This is a genomic window from Chitinophaga sp. SVR4-12A, assembly GCF_056754765.1.
Genome location: NZ_JBPGWP010000001.1, coordinates 448,852 through 472,731 on the forward strand (window position 1 = coordinate 448,852; position 23,880 = coordinate 472,731).

21 protein-coding genes are annotated in these 23,880 nt (G+C 49.8%); 9 read left to right on the forward strand and 12 right to left on the reverse strand.

Features of this window, described 5'->3' with window-relative positions:
* Positions 1–321: 321 nt before the first annotated feature.
* Complete coding sequence (locus ACR9Y8_RS01815) at positions 322–1,359, forward strand: sensor histidine kinase (protein ID WP_481211511.1); 1,038 nt, start codon at positions 322–324, stop codon at positions 1,357–1,359.
* Positions 1,356–2,072: a LytR/AlgR family response regulator transcription factor gene (locus ACR9Y8_RS01820; protein ID WP_481211512.1), complete on the forward strand. Its 717-nt coding sequence runs from the start codon at positions 1,356–1,358 to the stop codon at positions 2,070–2,072. Before ACR9Y8_RS01815 ends, ACR9Y8_RS01820 begins: the two co-directional genes overlap by 4 nt.
* Here ACR9Y8_RS01820 and trhO read toward each other — a convergent pair whose 3' ends face one another.
* The 9 genes from trhO to ACR9Y8_RS01865 form a co-directional block, all read right to left on the reverse strand.
* On the reverse strand, positions 2,073–3,113 hold the full coding sequence (trhO, locus tag ACR9Y8_RS01825; protein ID WP_481211513.1) for an oxygen-dependent tRNA uridine(34) hydroxylase TrhO: 1,041 nt from the start codon (positions 3,111–3,113) through the stop codon (positions 2,073–2,075). It abuts the gene before it with no gap.
* Between the two features lie 171 nt (positions 3,114–3,284).
* Entirely contained in the window at positions 3,285–3,536 is a 252-nt protein-coding gene (locus ACR9Y8_RS01830; RefSeq protein WP_481211514.1) for a hypothetical protein, read from the reverse strand.
* A 473-nt stretch (positions 3,537–4,009) separates the two neighbouring features.
* A complete protein-coding gene (locus ACR9Y8_RS01835) occupies positions 4,010–6,523 on the reverse strand; it encodes a DUF5686 and carboxypeptidase regulatory-like domain-containing protein (protein ID WP_481211515.1) in 2,514 nt (837 codons plus the stop codon).
* Positions 6,524–6,525: 2 nt separating this feature from the next.
* Positions 6,526–6,906 carry a hypothetical protein gene (locus tag ACR9Y8_RS01840; protein ID WP_481211516.1) on the reverse strand — a complete coding sequence of 127 codons (381 nt, stop codon included), beginning with the start codon at positions 6,904–6,906 and terminating at the stop codon, positions 6,526–6,528.
* A 53-nt stretch (positions 6,907–6,959) separates the two neighbouring features.
* Positions 6,960–7,574 carry a hypothetical protein gene (locus ACR9Y8_RS01845; protein ID WP_481211517.1) on the reverse strand — a complete coding sequence of 205 codons (615 nt, stop codon included), beginning with the start codon at positions 7,572–7,574 and terminating at the stop codon, positions 6,960–6,962.
* Positions 7,571–8,215, reverse strand: a complete 645-nt coding sequence (locus ACR9Y8_RS01850; protein ID WP_481211518.1) for a hypothetical protein — start codon at positions 8,213–8,215, stop codon at positions 7,571–7,573. The genes ACR9Y8_RS01845 and ACR9Y8_RS01850 overlap by 4 nt, the downstream gene beginning before the upstream one ends.
* A gap of 12 nt (positions 8,216–8,227) precedes the next feature.
* The gene (locus ACR9Y8_RS01855; protein ID WP_481211519.1) at positions 8,228–8,866 is read right to left on the reverse strand and encodes a hypothetical protein; all 639 of its coding nucleotides are present in this window, start codon (positions 8,864–8,866) and stop codon (positions 8,228–8,230) included.
* A gap of 46 nt (positions 8,867–8,912) precedes the next feature.
* Positions 8,913–10,097 carry a trans-sulfuration enzyme family protein gene (locus ACR9Y8_RS01860; RefSeq protein ID WP_481211520.1) on the reverse strand — a complete coding sequence of 395 codons (1,185 nt, stop codon included), beginning with the start codon at positions 10,095–10,097 and terminating at the stop codon, positions 8,913–8,915.
* A gap of 146 nt (positions 10,098–10,243) precedes the next feature.
* Entirely contained in the window at positions 10,244–10,663 is a 420-nt protein-coding gene (locus ACR9Y8_RS01865; protein ID WP_481211521.1) for an OsmC family protein, read from the reverse strand.
* Positions 10,664–10,813: 150 nt separating this feature from the next.
* Between ACR9Y8_RS01865 and metX the strand changes: the two genes are divergently transcribed.
* The 4 genes from metX to ACR9Y8_RS01885 all read left to right on the forward strand — a co-directional run bounded on the left by metX (position 10,814) and on the right by ACR9Y8_RS01885 (position 14,304).
* The gene (gene metX, locus ACR9Y8_RS01870; RefSeq protein ID WP_481211522.1) at positions 10,814–11,833 is read left to right on the forward strand and encodes a homoserine O-acetyltransferase MetX; all 1,020 of its coding nucleotides are present in this window, start codon (positions 10,814–10,816) and stop codon (positions 11,831–11,833) included.
* Between the two features lie 257 nt (positions 11,834–12,090).
* Positions 12,091–12,627: a hypothetical protein gene (locus ACR9Y8_RS01875; RefSeq protein ID WP_481211523.1), complete on the forward strand. Its 537-nt coding sequence runs from the start codon at positions 12,091–12,093 to the stop codon at positions 12,625–12,627.
* Between the two features lie 43 nt (positions 12,628–12,670).
* Complete coding sequence (locus ACR9Y8_RS01880; RefSeq protein ID WP_481211524.1) at positions 12,671–13,762, forward strand: hypothetical protein; 1,092 nt, start codon at positions 12,671–12,673, stop codon at positions 13,760–13,762.
* 35 nt (positions 13,763–13,797) lie between these two features.
* A complete protein-coding gene (locus ACR9Y8_RS01885; protein ID WP_481211525.1) occupies positions 13,798–14,304 on the forward strand; it encodes a hypothetical protein in 507 nt (168 codons plus the stop codon).
* A gap of 233 nt (positions 14,305–14,537) precedes the next feature.
* Here the strand turns inward: ACR9Y8_RS01885 and ACR9Y8_RS01890 are convergent, their stop codons facing one another.
* Positions 14,538–15,044, reverse strand: coding sequence for a hypothetical protein (locus ACR9Y8_RS01890; RefSeq protein ID WP_481211526.1), 507 nt, complete (start codon positions 15,042–15,044; stop codon positions 14,538–14,540).
* A gap of 239 nt (positions 15,045–15,283) precedes the next feature.
* Here ACR9Y8_RS01890 and ACR9Y8_RS01895 point away from each other — a divergent pair, with 239 nt between their 5' ends.
* A complete protein-coding gene (locus ACR9Y8_RS01895; RefSeq protein WP_481211527.1) occupies positions 15,284–18,163 on the forward strand; it encodes a TonB-dependent receptor in 2,880 nt (959 codons plus the stop codon).
* A gap of 107 nt (positions 18,164–18,270) precedes the next feature.
* Here ACR9Y8_RS01895 and ychF read toward each other — a convergent pair whose 3' ends face one another.
* Entirely contained in the window at positions 18,271–19,374 is a 1,104-nt protein-coding gene (gene ychF, locus ACR9Y8_RS01900) for a redox-regulated ATPase YchF (protein ID WP_481211528.1), read from the reverse strand.
* A gap of 266 nt (positions 19,375–19,640) precedes the next feature.
* Between ychF and ACR9Y8_RS01905 the strand changes: the two genes are divergently transcribed.
* Positions 19,641–20,873 carry a nucleoside recognition domain-containing protein gene (locus tag ACR9Y8_RS01905; protein WP_481211529.1) on the forward strand — a complete coding sequence of 411 codons (1,233 nt, stop codon included), beginning with the start codon at positions 19,641–19,643 and terminating at the stop codon, positions 20,871–20,873.
* A 212-nt stretch (positions 20,874–21,085) separates the two neighbouring features.
* On the forward strand, positions 21,086–22,336 hold the full coding sequence (locus tag ACR9Y8_RS01910) for a YeiH family protein (protein ID WP_481211530.1): 1,251 nt from the start codon (positions 21,086–21,088) through the stop codon (positions 22,334–22,336).
* A 124-nt stretch (positions 22,337–22,460) separates the two neighbouring features.
* On the opposite strand, the gene ACR9Y8_RS01915 is transcribed toward ACR9Y8_RS01910, so the two are convergent.
* Positions 22,461–23,876 carry a SusD/RagB family nutrient-binding outer membrane lipoprotein gene (locus tag ACR9Y8_RS01915; RefSeq protein ID WP_481211531.1) on the reverse strand — a complete coding sequence of 472 codons (1,416 nt, stop codon included), beginning with the start codon at positions 23,874–23,876 and terminating at the stop codon, positions 22,461–22,463.
* Between the last annotated feature and the right edge of the window lie 4 nt (positions 23,877–23,880).

A 23,880-nucleotide genomic window follows, 5' to 3' on the forward strand; every position in this document is an offset into this window, starting at 1 on the left:
GCTAACAGCTAAAGAAACTACTGGTTTTAGTTCGCATATAGGTTGATAGAATGGAACATGCAAATGCAGCTCTAGAAGAAACTCGATCTTCCTGAACTGGTTTCATGCTCAATTACTCCGCCCTGCCGTAGAAGAAACAACGCGGGGCGGATTCTTTTTTAGCTTTTAGCTGTTGGCTATTAGCAGTTAGCATGCGGAACATTTCCCGGCTAATAGCTAACTGCTAAAAGCTTTACCTTTGTAAAAGGCCCAGTCGTCAGGTAAAAGCTACATCAGGTGTAAGTATTCCGCGTTACGTGTTAGCAATCATTAACTTGCCGCATGAACATTTATAGGGTATTAACCAGGTATAAACTGCATCACGTGCTATTCTGGATGGCCTTTTTTGCTGTGTGGCTGCTCTTGCGGATCGACGCCTACCCGGCGGTGGCTGCTACTATATGGGCGGGCGTATTGAAGGTAGTGACGCTGGCCGGGGCGGTGTACTTTACCAATTACGTGCTGATACCCAAATTGCTGTACCGGCAGCGCTATGTAAGCTTCTTTTCAGCTTTTACTGGATTCATCATTTTTACCGGCTGGCTGGTGATACAGGTGCTCAACCTGGTGCTCAGGCCTTATGCCGCCAGGATCAGCCAGTGGCCCAACAGTAACCTGAACGGCCAGCTGTATGATGTGTATATACCGCTCTTCTTTATGGTAAGCGCTATTGTGGGCGTGCAGTTCTATATAGACCAGCTGAAAACGCAGCACCGGCTGCAGAGCGCCCTGCGGGCCAGCGCTGAGCAGGAGCTGCAATACCTGAAGGCACAGATCAACCCGCATGCGCTGTTTAATTCCCTCAATGCTGTTTATTTTCTGATCGATAAAGAGAATAAGGCCGCGCGGGAAATGCTGATGCAGTTTGCTAACCTGCTGCGTTACCAGCTGTACGACAGCAATACAGATACCATTCCCATAGAAAAAGAAGCACAGTATGTAGCGAATTATGTAGCTATACAACAGATGCGGCATAATGAGAACTGTGAGGTATCGTTTTACTGCGACCCGGATATGCGGCAGTTCCAGATCGCCCCTCTCCTGCTGATACCCTTTGTGGAGAATGCGTTCAAGCATGTGTCCGCGCATGTTGACGCGCCTAACAAGGTGCGCATCAGCCTGCGGAGACAGGGCGCTTTTTTACAGCTGGAGACCTATAATACCCGCGAGGAAATGGATAATGGTAAGGGGCTGCATAAAGGTATCGGGCTGGCCAATGTAAAGCGGCGCCTGGAACTGCTGTATCCTGAACGGCACAGCCTGCAGATCGATGAGACGGCACAGGCATTTCATGTAACTTTAGACATCCGTATCGCATGAACTTACGCTGCATGATAGTAGACGACGAACCAATGGCCCGGAAGGGCTTGCAGGAATACTGTGCAGACGTGGATTTCCTGGAGCTGGTAGCGGTTTGTGACAGTCCGGTGAAAGCTATCGACCTGCTGCAAACCGCACAGATCCACCTGCTCTTCCTGGACATACAAATGCCCCGTATCAACGGGCTGGACCTGGTACGTTCCCTGCCTCAGCCCCCGCTGGTGATCTTTACCACCGCTTTCCCCGAATATGCCTTGCAGGGCTTTGAGCTGGATGTGATCGATTACCTGCTGAAACCCGTCGCCTTTGAACGTTTTCTGAAAGCGGCGCTTAAAGCACGCTCCTATTTTGAGCTGCTGCAGCGGCCTGCCACGCCCGCGAATAATGCCGGGTATTTCTTCATTAAATGCGATAACGGGCTGGAACGTATATGCTTTGACGATATCCTGTATGCGGAGGCCCTGCAGAACTACGTGGTGCTGCATACCTTGCAGCGCAAGTATATTACCTATCTCACCTTCAAGGCTGTGGAAGATTACCTGCCGGAACAGCAGTTCCTGCGGGTGCATAAATCCTATATAGTAGCCTTATCAAAAATAGATCGTATAGCCGGGAACGATATCATTATCGGCCCGCATTACATTCCTATCAGCCGGCATTTAAAGGAGGAGGTGATGGAACGGATCCTGAGAGACCGGTACCTGAAGCGCTGATCAATCTTCATTATCCCGGATACGGGGCCTTAACCTTTGTTTAGATTTGTTGAAGATCATCTGTCCCTTATCGATCCCTTTGCGGAGCTGTTCCTGTTCGGCGGCGGGCAGCTGCTGGATGGTATAGCATTCCTCGCTGCAGCAACCGTCGTATTGGGCGGCGCAGGCTTCGCACTGGATGAACAGCAGGTGGCAGCCATCATTCTTGCAGTTGGTATGGGTATCACAGGGTTTGCCGCATTGGTGGCAGTGACTGATGATATCGTCGGTGATTCGTTCGCCGAGGCGCTCGTCGAACACGAAGTTTTTGCCTTTGAATTTGTTGGGAAGGCCTTGCTGGCGGGCTTTGTTGGTGTATTCGATGATACCGCCTTCGAGGTGATATACGTTCTGAAAACCGTTGTGCAGCAGGTATGCAGAGGCTTTTTCGCAGCGGATGCCGCCGGTGCAGTACATCACAATGTTCTTGTCCTTTTGATCTTTCAGCATATCTACCGCCATGGGCAGCTGTTCGCGGAAGGTATCGGAAGGCACTTCTATAGCGCGTTCAAAATGACCGACTTCGTACTCGTAGTGATTGCGCATGTCCACGATGATGGTATCCGGGTCGGCACTGAGCGCATTAAAGGAGGCGGCATCGAGGTACTGGCCCTTGCGGGACATATCAAAATTGGGATCGGTGATGCCATCGGCCACGATCTTTTCTTTCACCTTGATCCGCAGCACCCAGAAGGATTTGCCGTGATCGTCCACTGCGATATTGAGACGGATGCCGTCCAGGAAAGGGATGGCATAGAGGGTGTTACGGAATGCGTCGAAATGGTGCTCAGGAACGCTTACCTGGGCATTGACGCCTTCACGAGCAACATAAATACGGCCGAAAACCTGGAGCGCTTCGAGGGAGATGTACAATTGATCACGGAAGGCCTGGGGATCGTCGATCCTTGCGTACTGGTAAAAGGAGATGGTAACTCTTTTGAATGTTTCTGCTGCGAGACGGCGTTTTAGCTCGTCTGCGGATACTCTGTTGTGTAATGCCATAATGTTTGGAAATTTTAAGGACAGACGTCGGCTGAACAAAATTTCAACGAAAGGGCAAAGGTACGGAAAAGGTTTGAGGTTTGAAGTCTGAGGTTTGAGGTTCGTTGGAGGTTCCAGGTCCATAAGTGGTAGGCTGGCTTCTTACCACAAACCTTTAACTTTTAGCGCCCTTTAAACCTCCGACTTAGTTGACCAGACATTCAGCAGGTTCACGAGCAGGATGGCTGCGGAGCTGATAATCAGGATGTAACCGATAAAGCCGAGCGTAGCCAAGAGCTGTATATCGTTTCCGCGGCGCAGCTCCCCGATGTAGGCGGTAGCGCTTAAGAGCAAACCAACAATAAATACGCTGATGGAAATCCTTCTGAGCCATTTGGTACCTGCGCCCAGCTGTTTGATGGAATTAAACAAATCCAGTTTCATAAGGGGTGTTTTCGGGTTAATCTAAAATTCACACGTTGCGGCTGACGGCAGCCAAACAATGACGCACAAAGGTAGCATCTTCATGTTAAGAAAGCAAACCTCAAATAGGTTATCTTTGTGGAAGAGTGCGTCAACAATTGACAACACCGGATGGGACAAAAAAATAAGCAGGAACGGCTAAACGCCTGAAAATGACCCCTTTGAAAAACCCCGTTTGCTTTGGCATTCTTTTTGACTTAAGGCTTTTTAACAAGCAAAATAAAGTAACCCAAAAATGTGATCTATGAGTACAATTATCCTTTCTACTTTCTACTTCATCCTCGCCTTCATGGTGTACCGAGTGCTGGCATACTTTTATGATGACAGCAAAGCACCCAAGAAACAAAAGAGACTGAAGGCATAATCGCCAATCCTATTAAAGATCAAAGAGTTTGAGGGGTAGCCCGCAAATGTGATACTCCTCAAACTTCTAACTATCTTCTGAACAGGGCGCCTCCCAATAATCCCCCGAAACCCGCCCGAACGCCTATACGTGTTGCATCCTGGCTCTGATAGCCCGCTATTACATCTACCCTTATCAATTTCAGGATATTCTCCAAACCCGCAAACACTTCTACGTAGTTATTATCGCCATTGACATAGAATGCGTTAGCGCCGGCTACCAGGTTCCATTTGAGACGATTCAGCAAAGGGATCTTGTTGGTAAGCAAACCGTTGAAATGATGTTCCACATTTGCGGTAGTATAGAATTGCTCAATGGTGCTGTAGCGATAATAGGGCGCCAGCTGGAAGCTGTTCAGGTATTTAATGTTATAAAAGGTTTGGTTACCGTTAAAATGCTGGTAATCAGGAATACCTACCTGTTTACTGTTTAAGAAGCCGCCGGCCCCGAGGCGGTAACGGAACTCGCCGAACAGTTTGAAATTCATGTTGTCGGATACCTGGGCCCACCATTTGTCGAAATCTACATCGCTACCGGCTAGCTTGTGAATGCCTTTGCTATAGTCGATCTCAAAACGGGGATATTTGGAACCGATGGCGATCTTTCTATCCGGGAATTCGATGAAGCGCTGACCGGGCTGGAAACTGAAACTGAGATCTGCCACCAATGCCTGGTGACGGACAAAAGGTACATCGGCCAGCTCGTAAGGATGGTTAGGCAGGAATTGACGGCCGGCATCCTTAAATACCACGAAATCAGTGGTGTTCTCTACGGGAAGACGATCTTCATATGTGATGCCTGCCTTTATCACTGCATTGTTCTCGAAGCGGCGGCGGAAACCCAGGCTGCCGAACCAGTTCTCATACAGCTTCATGTAATTCCGTTTCAGCAGCAGCGTATATACTTCATTTGTAAGGGCATCTATCGGGTTATCCTTATTAAACTGTGAAATGCGCTTACCACCGGCCAGAGTCCAGGTGTTATTACCAATGCGCTGACGCAGGCGGGACTCCTGTTCCCAGTTGATTTCCGTATACGCATTCAGGTGAGTATTACTAAAACCGTAGCGAAGACTGGGCGCTATACGCAGTTCCTGGTTATGCGGAAGATGGAGTTCCAGACTGGGTTCCACACTTAGTACCAAACCTTCCACAGTGTTGTATTCCAGCTGCGTGAACAAAGGTTTTACCGCTAATTGGTTCGTTACCAGTGTGGTATCACGGCGGAAATAATAATTATGCTTAACGCCGCTCCAAAGCACACTGAGTGGCGTGATGGGCTGCTGTTTTTTACGCAGGGAATCGATGTGACGGTCTGACACGAGGCTGTCTCTCCTGGCTTTGGCGGTACTGTCTTTCTCCCTGAAATCCTTCACTTCCTCCTTCTCCAGGGGCACGGGCCGGATACTATCCCAATAATGTATGTTCTTGTTATTGAACGCTGTATCATACTTCATCAGGGTTTTATCAAAATAGCCCGGCGGGAAGTTAGGATGCAGGTTATAGTTGGAGTATACGTTCACGAAATTGCCCAGGAGATCGAAGCCGAACTGTTTCATGGTAACGGTGATCACCTGGTCTTTGGTGCGCCATACTGCGCTGTCTACCGGCACGTGGATCTGCCTGATCTGTAGGGTGTCCATGATCTCCAGCTGGTAATCACGTGTAAGCAGCAGGTTGGCGCTGTGGATCCGCCAATCGTTATCTGTGATGAAGATATACCCTGAGAAAAGCGGTTCAAATTTGCGGCGGGGCGTTACCTGGATCCTGTTCACGGTGCGGCCATCTTCTATAAAGGTGCCTTCGAGATGATATTTATAGTATTGCAGGGCATTATCAGCGATGGGTGATACATAGCCACGGGGACTGAATTGCGTGATCACTGCCTGCACGTTGTTGTCGTAGAAATTGATATAGGCCGGGAAGCTGAAGCCGAAGCCTCCGCCGCTCTGGCGGGAGGAGATCACCTGCAGCTTGATGTTATCGGGCAGGCGGGCGGATATTTTGGTAACAGATTCTGAGAGAAAGACGATGCCTCTGCCGAGGGAGTCTACGCCGATATCCTGTTTATCTACTTTTTTTCCGAAGAAGCGGTCTGGCATGTGACGGAACTTGAACATGCCCTTGATATAGGCGTTGCAGCTAAACTCGGGTACCTGTGCCTTGTATACCGGCCGCTTTTTGATCGCCTGGCGGATGATCGCATAGGCAGGGTCTTCTCCCCCACCTTTGACGGTCACTTCGCGGATCTGGAGGCTGAGGGGACGCAGCTGGAAGTTCAGCTCGAGGTTGCCGGATACTTTGACCGGCTTCTCCTCTTTACGGTAGCCCATATACTGGCATACGATGGTGTAGTCGCCATCGGGCAGCTCCAGGTGGTATTCGCCGTCTGCGTTGGTGGTGGTGCCTTCTGTAGTACCTTTTACCAGCACTGTGGCATAAGGCAGTGGCTCGTTCTTTTCATTGGTAACATGACCGCGGATTATGCTGGCCGAGGCGCTGGTAAATGCACAGATGCATACCAGCAGTAAAAAGGATCTCCACATTATCAGGCAAGGTTTTCTCTGCGTTCTGTGGTATCACGGCGCAGGGCCTTACGCAGCTGGCTGCCGGAGAGGCCGCCCATACCGGCTACGAGGGCGCCGATAATGGAGCTTACAATGCCCAGCAGGATGGGGTTGCGCATTTTCAGGAAGATCTCGCTCACCCGGTTGGCCAGGATATGATCATTCCGCACATCCTGGAAGAAGGCCACCAGCATCCACAGGAGGAATATGGCGATAAAGCCGTTGAGGAAAGCCTTTCCGGGGGAAGAAGGTATGGCCAGCGCCACGAGGAATGCGGCGAGGGCAACAGACCACCAGCCCAGGAAAAGTCCTGCGAGATAAGCTAATGCAGCGATCAGTAATATGGATGCCAGGGATTTCATCTGCTAATATTTATGTCCGGTTTATACCCGGAAATTACGGAAACTAATATAAACTATAAAACGTAAGGAAATTGTTTCCGGATCTTTTTATAGAGGCTGCGTTCCAGCAACTGGCCGGAAGCGTCTGCGATACGGTGTGAGAGGACTATTTCGGTGAGCTCCCAGATCTGGCTGCCGGAAGCTCCGTCGAATATTTTCAGGATCAGTTTTCTTTCCGGGTTCCTGTCCGCGGTAAGGCGTTGCTTTCCTTTGGCCATTACGTCGGCTTCCAGTTTGGCGCGGCTGGACACTTTGGGATGTTGCAGCATGCCGGTGACGAGGGCGTCTACTTTCAGGTATTTACAGAGGGCGGTTTTATCTTTCCAGTAGGCATCGCGGGGATCGATGCGGGCCAGGCGCAAGAGGGAATCTGTCACCCGGTAGTCTTGCAGCCTGACTGCCAGGCTGGCGCTGTCGCCGGAGAGGGAGTTGTACATTAGCTGCTGGAGCAGTACGGCTTTCTCTCTTTCGTATATCCTTAGTTGTTGGAAGGAGGTATCTTCGCCGGGAGCGGTAGGCATGGTGATCACCCTGAAGGGAATGATGGCGATGGTTTTGTGCTGGTACTGCTGTGCGTAAAGGGTTTGCAGGCAGAATAGCAGTATGAGGGAAAAGGATATGGTTTTCATTGGTAGGTGGTTGTTCTGTATACTTTATTAGATGTATAGGGGCACTTCTTGCGGAACTCATTATACAGCCAGGTGTTGAGGCGGTAGTAGTTCCCGATTACATCTTCGGGATTGATCTCGCTACTAAAGTTCCAAAGGAAATCCCCGGACTTACCGTCGTACAGTGACATAGCCAGAGAGCTCATTTTCGCCCGCTTGGGCGTGTCGGATCCCGGTATGTAAAAATTATTCAGCCACCCTATTATGATGGCATCTACCTTTAGGTATGCAGCCAGCGAGCGTTTGTCAAGATAATTCACTTTCGGCAGGCTGACGCCCGCCCTTTCCAGTAATGAATCTGTGACGCGACAATCCTGTACGCTAACATGCCATCTTTTTTCATCGTTAGTGATCGAGTTGTAGAATGCCAGCTGCACCTGCATGCTAAAAATCGTTTGATCCTTCATCAACTGTGCATCAAACGTTTTTTTGAATCTATCCTCCCGGGCTTCCATGCTGAAAGGCAGGATGGCGATCAAACCATGGCTGTGGTACCATAAAGTATCCAATGATTCCGGGTTGATCTGTATAGTTTTCTCTTCCTGTGCAAAGACAGATCGCAGGAAAAACAACAGGAAAAAGGAAACTAATATTGTTTTCACAGGTGAATTGTCTTAGCGGGTATAAGGAAATTTTTTGATAAACGCTTTATATAAGCGGCCTTCGAGTTTTTTACTGTTATTAAAGACCGGGTTTGCTACCAGCTCCTTTTCAAAGTTCCAGAGCGGGTCTCCTGTTTTTCCATCGTACAGGAAAACTGTCAGCTTTGTGGGCCTGTTCATTAAATTGACCAATGCCCAGGCACTTCCCGCAGCTGTTACAGCTGCGATATCGGCGGCGGAGGAAGCACCGGCTACCTGGTGACTGTTAAATTCTCCCGCCAGTACAGCATCTACCTTCAGCAGCGAAGCCAGTACCTGCTTATCAGCATATATTATTTTCCTGAAATCAAGGTTAGCTGCTTTCAGCAGTGAATCGGTGAGTTTCCAATCCTGCACATCTACCAGCAATCTATCCTGGTCGGCTGTAATGGCATTATAGAAAGCTTCCTGCACCTCGAGGCTCAGGGCCGCTTCACTTGCCATCAGGCGTTGAACGACGGAATCATTTCCTTTAGGAAGTGTTTTGAAGGATGTTGTTTTGAAAGGCAGTATGGCAATGATCTTGTGATCATAAGCAGCTTCCTGGGCCTTCGAACTAATGGCGCCCAGCAACAGTATGGCAGTTAACAAAAAACGATGTTTTGCATTCATGTGTAACAGGTATAGGCAATCATTAAATACGCGTAAATGCTTTGGCTCAGGCTTTGGATGCTTCCAGGGCCTGTTCGATATCCTGCAGGATATCCTGTACGTTTTCCAGGCCTACGGAGATTCGTATAAAGCCAGGCGTTATGCCCACTTTCAGGCGTTCATCCTCCGTGAGCTTGGCATGGGTGGTGCTGGCAGGATGAGAGGCGATACTGCGGCTGTCGCCCAGGTTAGCTGTCAGCGTGAGCATCTTCAGTGCATCCAGGAAGCGTTTGCCTTGTTCCAGTCCGCCTTTCAGCTCAAAGCAGAAAATACCGCCGCCGCCGCTCATCTGCTTTTTAGCGATGGCGTATTGCGGGTGGGTTTCCAACAGCGGGTACCTTACCCAGTTCAGCTGGTGATGAGCTTCCAGGGCTTTGGCCAGGGTGAAGGCGCTGGCGGAATGGCGTTCCATGCGTACATGCAGGGTTTCCAGGCTTTTGCTGAGCACCCAGGCATTGAAGGGAGACATGGAAGGGCCAGTGCTGCGGCAGAAGGCATAGATCTCCTTGATCAGCTCCGGCTTGCCTACTACGATGCCGCCCAGTACGCGTCCCTGGCCGTCCATCCACTTGGTGGCGGAGTGGGTAACCAGGTGAGCGCCCAGGAGGATGGGCTTCTGCAGCACCGGTGTGGCAAAGCAGTTATCAACGTTGAGGATGATGTTATGTTTGTCGGCTATTTTAGCCAGCCATTCGATGTCGATGATATCGAGACCGGGGTTAGCAGGCGTTTCGATGAAGATCATCCGCGTATTGGGCTTAATGAGGGCTTCTACGCTGTTGGGATCATTGACGTCGAAATAGTCGTAGGATATTCCCCATTTGGGCAGGAACTTGGTGATGACCGTATGGGTAGATCCGAAGATGGAGCGGGCAGACAGGAGGTGGTCTCCGGCCTTCATCAGGGCCATAAAGCTGGCGAAAATGGCGCTCATTCCGGAAGCGGTGGCATAGCCTGCTTCGGCTTGTTCCAGCGCACATACGCGGCGAACAAACTCGTCTACATTCGGGTTGCTGAAACGGCTGTAGATATTGAAGTCTGTTTCGTCGGCGAAGGTGGCCCTCATTTCTTCCACGGTATCAAAGCAGAAGCTGGAGGTCAGGAATAAAGGCGAGGAATGTTCCATTTGCCAGGTCCTTTCAATCTGGATCCTGACAGCTTCGGTTTCCGGCTTGTATTGTTGCTCGTCCATCAGACAAAGAAGTTTGAGGTTTGAGGTTTGAGGTTTGAAGTTCGTTGGAGGTTGCAGGTTCATAAATGTTAGCCTGGCACTGACCAATAACTTCTAACATCTAACGAACTTCAAACCTCAAACCTCAAACTTCAAACATTTATAAATTATTGGTTTACTCTTGTTTCCCATGTAAGCTCAGTGCCTGACTTACGCAGGGTTTCGGCTACAGAGCAGTACTTGTTCATGGATAATTCCACGGCGCGGGCGGCCTTGTCGGGATCAATGTTGCCTGTCAGGTGGAATACTACGTGGGCTTTTTCCCAGAGGCTGGGCTCTTTGCCTTTTTCGCGGTCTCCTTCGATCTCGATGCGGAAATCGGTGATCTCCTGCCTTTGTTTTTTAAGGATCATCACTACATCAATGGCAGAACACCCACCCAGGCCCATCATGAGCATCTGCATGGGGCGAACGCCATTATTGCTACCGCCATTCTCTACAGAGGAATCCATGCGCACACTGTGCCCGGTTTCATCTGTAGCTTCCATATTGAACCCGTCGTCGATCCTTTTTAATGAAATTTTCATGCTTTCCTAAAAATTTAGGTCAAAAATAGGTTAAAGAATGCTGAAAGCAAAACATGGACGATGAGGGAGTTAAAGGGTGAGTTGCAGCATTCTTTGTTCTGCATTTGACGTTCAGTGTTTTTTGCGTAGTTTCGCGCAAATTTTTGGGGGTTGCCTGTAAAGGAATTACATATAAAAGAACTATTTACATTAGAATCGGGCGCTGAGCTGCCTGAATTACGCATTGCCTATCATACCTATGGTACGCTGAACGCGGATGCGAGCAATGTGGTGTGGGTATGTCATGCGCTGACTGCCAATTCTGATGTAGCAGACTGGTGGACCGGTCTGATAGGCGAAGGCCGGGTAATAGACCCGGCGCGTCATTTTATTGTATGCGCCAATATCCTGGGCTCCTGTTATGGCAGCTCCGGCCCGCTGAGCATCAATCCGCAGACGGGGCAACCTTACTATCACAGTTTTCCGCAGGTGACCGTCCGGGATATGGTTAAAGCGCATATCCTGCTGCGCAGGCACCTGGGCATTGAAAAGATCCACCTGCTGATAGGCGGCTCCATGGGCGGCTACCAGGTACTGGAATGGGCACTGGCGGAGCCGGCGGCTATCGACCGCCTTTTCCTGCTGTGCACCGGGGCCTCTGAGAGCGCCTGGGGCATTGCTATCCATACTGCCCAGCGCCTGGCCATTGAGGCAGACTGCAGCTGGCGCGATGACAGCGCAAAAGCCGGGCAAAGAGGACTGAAAGCCGCCAGGGCTATCGGGATGCTGACCTATCGCAACTACCAGACCTTTGTACGTACACAATCTGACCCGGATAAGAACAAGACGGATAATTTCCGGGCGGCTTCCTATATTAACTACCAGGGCGATAAGCTGGTGAACCGCTTTAATGCCCAGAGCTACTGGCTGCTGACCAAAGCGATGGACAGCCATAACATTGCCCGGGGCAAGGAAGACGATATGGCCGCCCTGCTGGAGCAACTACCCCACCCTACCCTACTCATGGGGATCACGAGTGATATATTATGTCCGCCGGAAGAGCAGCTCTTCCTGGAGCGGCACCTGCCCAATGCCACCTACTATGAAATAGACTCTTCTTACGGGCATGACGGTTTCCTGATAGAATTTGAACAGATCGGCGCACTGCTGAAAAAATGGATGGGCGAATAGGCCACGCGCTTTTCAGTAAGCTTGCATGCGCTTTTACCTAAGCTTGTATGCGCTTTTACCGTAGGTAGGACTAAAGTAACACTAAGCCTGCCCGGCGGGTTTACCAGGGAAAAACGAGGAACTTACTAAGACTCCGCGAGGAAAACACGAGGACATTTCCGCCAAAACCGCCATTCCCGCCACGTAATTTGGGCCAGATCCCCCAGCCCGATACCTTCGCTTTGATAAGCATTTTTCACTTTATTAAACAGTATTTTATGAGTAAGCAACAAGGGCCGGTGTATATCACCGGCACGGTCAACGGTATTTGTTATTACCGTTTGAACGGCCAGTATTATGCAAGGCGGAAAAGTACCTTAAGCGGGAAGCGTGTAAAGCGGGATGCAGCATTTGCACGTACGCGGCAACATGCCGAGCTGCTGGGAAGGGCGTCGCAGATAGCGGCAGGGGTTTACCGGCTGCTGCCAAGGCAGCAAAAGCGGCTTATCCTGTACAGGGCGATGACCGGGAAAGCGGTGGCGCTGTTGAAACGCGGGATATGCGAGGCAGAGGTACGGGAACAGCTGCAGCATACGAAAATGAGGGTAAAAAGGCAGACTGTAAAGCGCCCGGTGGTACGTATGGCTGCGAAAAAAGGTGGTATGGATGTGGTGAGGACGGTTTGGGGAAGAAAGTTGTCAGTTGACAGTGGGCAGTTGATAGTTAATGCGCAGGAGATGCTTGTATGGACGGTGATGACGAGGGAGAGCGTTTACCAGGTGAAATTGCCGGGGGCAAGATGTGCGTCATCATAAATCACCTATATTTACGCTGTAAAGAAAATCCCGTATTGTTACCATGAAATATGCATTTATCGCAGCATTGTTGTTTAGCCCGACCTGCCTCTTTGCCCAGGCCCAGGCGAAAGAAGACACCGTTAAAAATGAGAAGGTGAAGGTTATCCGGCTGGATGCCAAACGTTACAAGGCCAAAGGCGAGCCGTTGCTCCGCCTGTCAGGTATTAAGGTGATTCCCCTCTGCGCCGATACCAGCCAGCTGGGATTTGTGCAGGTAGGCATGGCCAACAAAAAAGTACGTGCTATTCCCGACAAAGCTTACACGCCCTATCTCCAGGATTTTGCAAATGCCCTGTTGGGCGGCGTTTATGTGCCATCCGGCAGGGAGATGCTATGGGTGATCAAAGACCTGCGCATTAATGAAACATCGGAAGCAATGAGCGAACAGGCGTTTGTGCGGCTGAAAGCAGATGCCTATGTGCCTGCTGACAACAGCGACAAACCCGCTTATCGCCTGCTGACCACCTTTGATACTGTGCTGATAAAGCGTGGTATGGATGTTACCGGGAAGCATGACAAGAATATTGCCCAGGCGATGCAGCAGTTCTACCTTGCCTGCGAGGATGCGGCGGGAAGCTATACAGCCGGGGCATCCATGACGGAGGCTGCTATTATTGACAGTACCTTAAGTGCGTTCAGGACGCCTATTTACAAGGATACTGCTTACAAGGACGGCGTGTATTATTATTACGAAGAGTTCCTGGCAAATACACCGCGTATCACAGATTTTGAGATAGAGACGAAGAAGCGGAAGAAAATGGTGGTATATGCCAAGGGGCCGGACAGCACGCGTAAAGAGGTGACGCGCATGTGGGGCCTGTCTTATAAAGGCGAGTTATATAAATTTGACGAAGGAGAACTGGTGCCGATAGAACGGAAAGGTAATGCGTTTGTGTTGTCGAAATATATGGATGATATCAACCGGAGGAATAAATCAATTTTCTGGGGCGCGATGGGATTCGGGTTAGTAGGTGCGGCTGTTGCGTATAACTCTACTGCCGTGCATAGGGCGAACGCAATACCCTGGCTGCTGGCGTACTACCGGCCGGAGGCCACGGCGATAGATGTGGAGACGGGGGAGTTGATATTTTGATCTTTAAGACGGCTTAATTAATTTTTTTTATGACCATGACTAGCAAACGCAAAGGCCGGGCTTTGATCGGGATAATTGTTCTTATTTTCCTGCTTATTTATTTTCCGTCGTGCTATGCTCCCCGTATTCCGTTGAGCCCCGAGGAAGAAGGACTTTGTACTGCGCTGGCCCGGGAATATCAATGCAAAGTTTACCTCCGGCACGACTATTATGCCGTTAGCGATAGCGGGAAGGATGGGAGCTTTTCTGTAGGACTGAAAAGCGGAAATGGGGACCTGTGTTCGAAAGACAGCTTGTATTTTATAAGGACTTCCTCGAAGATTGCGCATAATGTTGCCAGCATTATGAGCCATAAAGAGAACTATCGTTCTATTACTGTCTCATTTTCCGTTGAAAAGACAATAGCGAAGGATTCACATGAAACGCTTTGTTGGAGAGAGCTTACTATTGACATTGATAGTACCAGCCTTCCAGTAATAACGGATTGGTGGACATGGGAAGAGAAAAAGTGGGCGCCGAGTGATCATATTATAGAGCGATGAGAGGCTGGTACTGTAGCGATAGAGCGGTCTCGGTTTTCTTCTCCTAAAGTGTATTTTGAGGTGGGCTTGGAAGAGATGAAAGGGGGTGATAAGTAAGGTGACTATCTTGACAAAATTGCATTCGCAGTACACATGGTATCTGCATTCACACGGATATCTCTACAATAAAAGCTAACATGAGAACAAGGTATAGTTGATGCATATCAATTATGAATTTATGCTTGCCCATGCCCTTACTTAAACGTGATTGTTCCTGCAGTCACAAGGCTGTCGAATCTCGATATGCCGTACTGCCTGAAATCATTCTGCTGCCAGTAAGGATCTGATGATGGTATGTCTTTTTCTTTATCGCCAGGAATCAAAAAATGAACGTAGAAATAGTGTTGCTTACTGGTTGTATTGGTTTTGTCAACGCGGCTGAGATACCTGGTGTGACTTGTAATTTCTTTGCCGTGCTGGTATACCTTCACCCACAGATCCTTCCCGGACCGAACATAATGAGCCGGGACATAAGCGATACCGCTTTCGTTCACTAAATACCGCCCTTTGGACGAAAGGTTGAATTTAAAACCTGCCGTATCCTTTACCGGGATAACATAGCACCATCCACTGTAACCTTCCGGAACCTCTACCTTGGCGGTATTGAAGATCAAAGAACAGCCTGTATAAGGTAATAAGGCTAACAACAGATAAAGTATGGTTTTTCGTAGCATTGCTGCAATTTCTTTTCCTATCCTCATAACAAGATGAGTTGAAAATGTTTCTATCTAAAATAGTTCCTTTTTTTAACATTTATACCGATTTTTTTCGTTAACTTCCTGACAAACAATGATTCCCCAATCGTATGGATGCTGCTCCAAATTACACCTTGCAACACACATGTTAGAAATGATAATTGTTAATTCACAATAGTTCGTTATTTTTAATTATAATAAAAAACGCTAATCCCCGGCTCAACCAAAACAAAATTCTACATTTTATGAAGAACTATCTTACAACCTGTTTGTGTTCGGTCCTATTTTTACTTAACCTATGTGTAGTAGCACAAGCACAAGAACAGACCACCATCACCGGCGCTGTTACTAATAGTCTCAACGGGGAAAAAATGCCCGGTGTAACCGTTAGCGTTAAAGGCACTTTATCCGGTACCATTACCGACAACAGCGGTAATTTCAAGCTGAACACTTCCAGGAGCCTCCCCCTTACGCTCGTATTCTCCTACGTGGGATTCAAAAGCGAAGAGCGGATCGTGACCAGCGCCAATGAGGCCGTGAGCGTACAGTTAACCTCTACCGAGGTGCTGGGTCAGGAAATAGTAGTGGCTGCCAGCCGCGTGGCGCAAAACATCCTGCAATCACCGGTATCCATCGAGAAACTGGACTCCAGGGCCATCAAGGCGTCTCCCGCTCCTACCTTCTACGATGCACTGGCCAATATGAAAGGCGTGGAACTGAGCACCCAGAGCCTTACCTTCAAATCGGTGAACACAAGGGGATTTGCCAGCAATGGTAATATACGTATGGTGCAACTGATAGATGGTATGGATAACCAGGCACCGGGATTGAACTTTTCCGTGGGCAACATCGTGGGCATCACTGAGCTGGATATGGACAATGTGGAACTGCTGCCCGGCGCCTCTTCCGCCCTCTATGGGCCCAACGCGCTGAACGGCATTGTGCTGATGAACAGCAAGAACCCTTTCCAGTACCAGGGCCTCAGCGCTAACGTAAAATCAGGCTTGCTGTCTGAGCCCGGCCGCAGCAAAAGCTCTACCGGGTATTACGATGTCACCCTGCGTTATGCGCATGCCTTTAATAACAAATGGGCCTTTAAGGTGAACCTGGGCTACCTGTCGGCAGACGACTGGCAGGCCTACGACGACCGCGACCAGAGCATCCTGAACGGCTATAACCTGACCAGTGGCAGCCGTGGCGTCAATCCCGCCTACAACGGCGTGAACATTTATGGCGATGAGACCAATGTGAATATGAAATCTGCACTGCGGGCCACCGCATTAAGCCCTACCAACCAACTGGGCGGTACTATTGCAGCCTTATCCGCCGCCACCGGAGGCGCTATTACCCCACAAATGATCTACAACTCTATTATGCCTGATAGCGCCCGGTCTTTTGTATCGCGCACCGGTTATGATGAACGTTCGCTGGTAGACTATAAGACCAAGAACCTGAAAGTGAACGCTGCCGTTCACTATAAGATTCGCGAGAACCTGGAGGCCTTTATACAAGGCAGCTATGGTTACGGTACTACGGTGTATACCGGGGCAGACCGTTACTCCATTAAGAATTTCAAAATGGGCCAATATAAAGCCGAACTGAAGGGCAGCAATTTCTATGTTCGCCTGTACACCACTCAGGAAAGGGCCGGTGACAGCTATGCAGGCGGCGTGCTTGCCCAAGGCATTAATGAAGCATGGAAACCCAGCACTACCTGGTTCCAGCAATATTTCGGCACGTATGCGGCCGGTTCTCTCGGAGCGTTTGCCACGGCCTTCCAGACAGCGCTTCAATCAGGACAATCACCTGCTCAAGCATTTGCTGCCGCCACTAACGCATCACAGAGCAATGCTACTAATTTTCATAACGCCGCAAGAGCCAAAGCTGACAGCGGACGCCTGATGCCCGGCACTGCCGCCTTCAACGCTGCCGCACAAAAAGTAAAAGATAAAGCTATCCCCGGCGATGCCACCGGTGTAGGCGCCAAGTTCCTGGATAAAACCAACCTGTACCAGGCGGAGTTTATGTATAACCTGAGCGATCATATCTCCTTTGCTGAAATACTGGTAGGCGGCAACTACCGTATTTATGCGCTGAACTCTGATAAATCACTCTTTGCAGTGGATGATGACGGTAAAGAGTTCCGTATACACGAATGGGGCGGTTACCTGCAGGCATCCAAAAAAGTAATTGACGATCACCTGGCGCTAACGGGCTCCATCCGTTATGACAAGAACGAGAACTTTGCAGGCCAGTTCACTCCCCGCGTTACAGCGGTATACACTTTCCTGAAAACACATAATATCAGGGCTTCTTACCAGACGGGATTCCGTATTCCCACCTGCCAGGACCAGTACATCGACCTGCAGACGCCCCAGGCTCGCCTGATAGGCGGACTGCCCTTCCTGCTGGAACGTCATGGGCTGAAGAGCGGTCCGGTATATACCCTGGAATCTGTTCAGGCAGGTCAGCCGCAGCAATACCAGTTCAAAGAATTCAAGCCAGAGAAGATCATTGCCTGGGAAGCCGGCTATAAAGGCCTGTTTGCCAACAAGGTACTGGTAGACGCCTATGTGTACTATAATACTTTCAAGGATTATAACGGTATCCAGCTGCTGGTACAACCTACGGGGCCCAGCACACAGAACATTTACTCCATCCCCGTGAACCTGGACGAGGACATCAAATCCTGGGGATGGGCTCTGGGCATAGATTATGCCCTGCCACTCAATTTTGTAATAGGTGGAAACGTTTCATATAACAGGCTGCTGGATGAAGAAAAATTTGGCGCCGCTGTAATGTATAACACGCCCAAAGTACGTTATAACCTGTATGGCGGTAACCGCAATATTGCCGGTTCCAATATCGGCTTTAACGTTACCTACCGCTGGCAGGACAGCTTTGTATGGCAATCTTCTTTCGTAGGACCGGTGGTAAGAACACTGGCGCTGAGCGAGATCCCGTCTTACGGCACGCTGGATGCACAGGTGACCAAACTGTTCCCGAAAGTAAAGACCACCCTGAAGATCGGTGGGGCTAACGTACTTAGAAAAACATATACTCAATCATGGGGTAACCCGGTAGTAGGTTCACAATGGTACGCCTCGCTGGGGTATAACCTCTAATGCTTACTCACCCACTTAAATTGGCGAAGCCCCCCGGCGTACTGCCGGGGGGCTTCTATTTTGTTGTAACCCCCAACCGAAGTTGGGATATCTTTATGCCCGGGGGCTTACACGTTAAACCTAAAGTGCATTACATCACCGTCGTTCACGACATACTCTTTGCCCTCTATCCTTAAACGGCCGTTGTCGCGCGCGCCGGATTCAGAACCGAATTTCACGTAGTCGTCGTAAGAGATCACTTCCGCCTTAATGAAGCCTTTCTCAAAGTCGGTATGGATCACGCCGGCTGCCAGCGGGGCTTTCCAGCCGCGGTGAATGGTCCAGGCGCGTACTTCCTGCTCTCCTGCCGTAAAGTAGGTGATCAGGTTCAGCAGCTTATAAGCAGAGCGGATGAGGCGGTTCAAACCTGGCTCGGTCAGTTTATATTCTTCGAGGAACAGCTGCTTATCGTCCGGATCTTCCATTTCAGAGATCTGGGCTTCAATAGAGTTGTTCATGATGATCACTTCGGCGTTCTCGGCCTTTACAGCTTCCTGCAGGGCCTGGGAGAATTTGTTGCCGGTGTGCAGGGAAGCTTCATCCACATTTGCTACATAGAGCACTGGTTTTTCCGTTAACAGGAAAAGGTCGGCAATAGCGGTGCGGTCTTCCTTGCTCAGGCCCAGCTCACGGATGTTACGGCCCTGCTCCAGGCATTCCTGGCACTGTTTCAGGATCTCGAATTCCTTTTTAGCCTTGGGATCACCCCCGGTTTTAGCCATCTTCTCTGTACGGGCTACTTTCTTCTCTACCGTTTCCAGGTCTTTCAGCTGCAGCTCTGTATCGATGATGCCTTTATCGCTTACGGGATTGATGGGACCTTCCTCCCTTAATATATTATCGTCTTCAAAGCAGCGGATCACGTGCACGATGGCGTCTACTTCGCGGATATTGGCCAGGAACTTGTTGCCCAGGCCTTCCCCTTTGCTGGCGCCTTTCACCAATCCGGCAATGTCCACAAACTCGATCGTGGTAGGCACTACCCTTTGCGGTTTCACCAGCGATTCCAGTTTTGCGAGGCGCTCATCCGGCACATCTACCAGGCCAACGTTCGGCTCAATGGTACAGAACCGGTAGTTACTGGCCTGCGCTTTGGCGCTGTTACTCACCGCGTTAAATAAAGTTGATTTTCCTACATTGGGCAATCCTACTATTCCTGCTTGCAACGCCATCTTTTAAAAAATTTGCCCGCAAAGATAGGGAAAATTTGAATAAATAAGTCGATGGTCCATAGTCGGTGGTCCATAGCATCATCCATAAGACAAATTGTCTTTCACAACAGCAGTGTACAGCAGGTATACCGCGGGAATAGGAATATGCCCTAAACCATAGACTATGGACCATCGACTATTTTTAATAGATTTGACGGATATTAAAATAACCGCATATGCCGTGGACCATCGACTATGGACCATGGACTATTTACTAACCACAACTTATGGCTTTAAACTACGTTTGGATCGCGTTTTTCCTGGTAGCGTTCGTAGTAGCGCTTTACCGCCTGATATTCTTACATGACACGGCGGTATTCGCTAATGTGATGACCGGCATGTTTGACAGCGCCAAAACAGGGGCGGAAATATCCCTGGGACTGGCCGGTATCATGACCTTCTGGATGGGTATTATGCGGGTAGGGGAAAAAGCAGGGATGATCAGCATATTTGCAAGGGCGGTAAACCCCTTCTTTTCGAGATTGTTTCCGCAGGTGCCCAAACAACACCCGGCCATGGGCTCTATTGTAATGAACTTTTCTGCCAATATGCTGGGACTGGATAACGCCGCTACTCCCGTGGGGCTGGAAGCCATGAAACAGCTGCAGGACGTGAACCCGACCCCCGAAACAGCTACCAATGCGCAGATCATGTTCCTGGTACTGAATACGGCGGGCATGACCATTATTCCCACTTCGGTGATCGCTATGCGCCTGGCCAACGGGGCCGCTAACCCGGCAGATATTTTTGTTCCCACCGTGATAGGCACTTTTATTTCTTTCATGAGCGGGGTAATAGCCGTAGCGCTGTACCAGCGCATCAACCTGTTTAACCTGCCTTCCCTGGTATTCTTCGGCGGTTTCGGACTGGTGATGTTCGGGCTCTTTAGCTGGCTGCATAATATGCCGCCTGCAGAAGTGGCTACTTATACCGGGCTGCTGGGCGGACTTGTTATTTTTTCTGTGATCGTCTCCTTCCTGGTGCTTGGTTTTGCAAAGCGCATCAATGTATATGAAACCTTTATAGAGGGCGCCAAAGACGGTTTCAAGACCGTGGTCATGATCATTCCCTACCTGGTGGCGATCCTGGTAGCCATCAGCGCTTTCAGAAGCACCGGCTGCATGGACTACGTGATCCAGGGTATCGGCGGCTTCTTTGCCATGCTGGGTGTAAACACGGACTTTGTACCGGCCCTGCCCGTTGGCCTCATGAAAACACTGAGTGGCGGCGCTGCCAGGGGACTGATGGTAGAGGCTATGCAGCATTACGGCGCCGATTCTTTTGTAGGCCGTTTGGCGTGTATTATGCAGGGATCCACTGAAACTACGTTCTATATACTGGCTGTTTATTTCGGTTCCGTTAATATCAAGAACACCCGCTACGCGCTGACCTGCGGGCTGATTGCAGACTTTATCGGGGTGGTTGCAGCCATTATACTGGGATATGTGTTCTTCCATTGAAATGTGGTTTGAGGTTTGAGGTTTGATGTTTGAGGTTTGAGGTTTGAGGTTTGAGGTTCGTTGGAGGTTTGAAGTTTAGAAGAAAGAGCCAGGAAAGCATGCATATCCTGAACATCAAACATCAAACGTCAAACCTCAAACTTTTTTTATATCTTGGCGCCGCACCCACCATGCACGCGTTCTTAACCTTATAAATTCTGTTGACTAGTTCTATGAAAAAGTCACTTCACGAAGACTGGATTGCAGTCATTATCGCATTTCTGACCATTGCATTGGTGTGTTCCGGCTTAAAGCCCGCTCTCCCTAAATTTTCTGCCTGGGCCGATGGCGCGGGATTCTGGGCACAGATCAGCAGCCCTTCCCTGTTAATGCAGACCGGCGTATTATTTTTCTGGGCATTGACGAGCCTTGTGCTGGCCCGTTTGATGGCAGGTAACGCACAACCTGTCAAACTGGCTATCAGCCTGCTGGGCATTGTTGTGATCACGCTGGTGGCGCAACTGATCACCAGCAATAAATTCGTCAAAGACCTGGGTATAGAGGTAGTGCTGTTCAGCCTTTTATTAGGACTGTTGATCAGTAATGTACTGGGCGTGCCTGAATGGCTGAAACCCGCTATACAAACAGAACTGTATATTAAGATAGGCCTGGTACTGCTGGGCGCGAACGTATTGTTCCAGGAGATCATCAATGCGGGAGGCCTGGGCATTATACAATCAGTAGTGGTTGTATTTGCGGTTTGGTATTTTACCTTCTGGCTCACTAAACGCCTGGGACTGGATGATGAGTTCCGGATGATGATCTCCAGCGCCGTGTCTATCTGCGGCGTATCGGCAGCTATCGCCACATCCGGCGCCATAGAGGGCGATAACAAGAAATTGTCGCACGTGATCTCCCTGGTACTGATCATTGCCATTCCCATGATGCTGTTCATGCCTTACATCGCTATCTGGGCAGGTATGACGCCTGCCGTAGCGGGCGCCTGGCTGGGCGGCACCATCGATACTTCCGGCGCTGTAGTAGCCGCAGGCACTTTGCTGGGAGATGAGGCCCTGAAATATGCTACCCTGGTGAAATTCTCACAGAACGTATTGTTAGGGCTGGCAGCCTTCTTAATTTCCGTTTACTGGACCCTTAGTAAGAAAGATGTAAGTGCAGATAAGAAACCGGGATTGAAGACCATCTGGGAACGCTTCCCCAAATTTGTGCTGGGCTTTGTGCTGGCCTCTCTCCTGTTCTCTTTTGTGCTGCCGGCTGGTGTGGTAAGCAGCGCCAAAGGCAGCCTGAAAGAACTGCAAACGTATTGGTTTGCCCTGGCGTTTACGTGTATAGGATTGGAAACGAAGTTCACGGATATATTTAAGATGGAAAACGGGCGGCCTGCCATAGCGTTTATTATCGCGCAGCTGTTCAATATTTTCTTTACGCTGGTGATGGCGTATTTAGTATTCGGAAGACAATAAGAAAGTTTGAAGTTTAAGGTTTGAGGTTTGAAGTTGGTTAAAAGTTTGAGGTTCGGAACATGTGAACTTTATAAGCACACGCGTTCTGAACCTCAAACATCAAGCTTCAAACCTCAAACCTTTTTTATTGGTCCCACCACAACTTATCTGACAAGGCGCCTACAGCAGGTACATTACCGGAGTTCTTGGTCACTTCCGATGTGGGATAGGCCACCCGGCGAATGAAGGTAGGCAGTACTGCATTCTGCGGCATTTTGAAATCGGTATACTGGTAGTCCATACGACGAATGTCGGTCCAGGCTTCGGGGTTCAGGAACATTGCTACATATTTCTCTTTCATGATCAGGGCCAGGGTGAGATTGGCGGCTCCTACACTTACTACGGGATTGTTCACATAGGCGTCGCGGTTAGCGGCGCTCACGCCCAGCTTATCCATATGCGCACGGATGCCATCCAGGTAGGCGGCATAGGCCGTTGCCCGGTCGCCCGCACGGAAGGCAGCTTCAGACTGGATGAACTTACATTCTGCATAGGTCATAATCAGCAGCGGAGCGCCTCCTTTGGAGTAGAAGCCGGTGCTGGAAGAAAGATAGCTTTCTTCGGCATCTGTACCGGAGCCGATCCTGCCTGCGCCGTTGATCGTACCGCGATAGTCGCCAAACTTGGTGAGCGTGGCGATCAGGGGTAAGCGCGGATCAAAGACGCCGAAGGTGCTGTCGTTGGTGGCAGCTACAAAATGGGTACTGAGCCAGGCATCCAGCGAGTTGTTGTCGTTGTTGACAGCCGCCTGGTTCCAGGGGCTGAGTGACTGAAACTGGGTGAGCTGCATATCATCCCCATTTCCGGTGTAGGCCTGGCCAAGGGCGGCCAATACATCGGCAGGATCATAGTTTGCTTTTTTAGTAATGCGGTTCAGCAGGCGGGCTTTCAGCGCGTAGGCGCTTTTTATCCATGCATTTACCCTACCATGATGCAGCAGATCTTTGGCATTAGTAGAATCGAGCAATATTTTGCCATCCGTGCGCTCCAGGAAAGCAATGCCCTGGTTGATCAGTGAGAGGCAGGTATCATATACACCCTGATCTGTATCGTAATGCGGTTGTATGTGATTACCGCTCAGCGCTTCGCTGTATGGTACGGCGCCCCAGATAGCGTTAACTATACTCAGGTTTAGCGCCATCATTACGCGGGCAACACCAGCATGCTGATATGCGCCAACAGAATCTGCTGCGTGCGCCAGGTCATACAGGTCGGTCATAGTGTTGTAGACGCCTGTCCAGGTGGTGGTGTAGTCTACTTCATCATAAGTGTCTGATCCGCTGCCGGCACTGGGAGACGCCAGGTATTGTGAAAAGTAGGATGTGAAATCTCCCGTACGATATACCGTATACCCGGTATTATAGGTAGTGCTGGCCAGTAGCCCATTGATAGGCGGGTTGACTGCTATATTGGGATTCTCGTTCACGTCCAGGTACTTCTTACAGGCCGCAAAGGCGGTCAGCAGTCCGAAGGAGGTGATATATAAGATGAGTTTTTTCATGGTC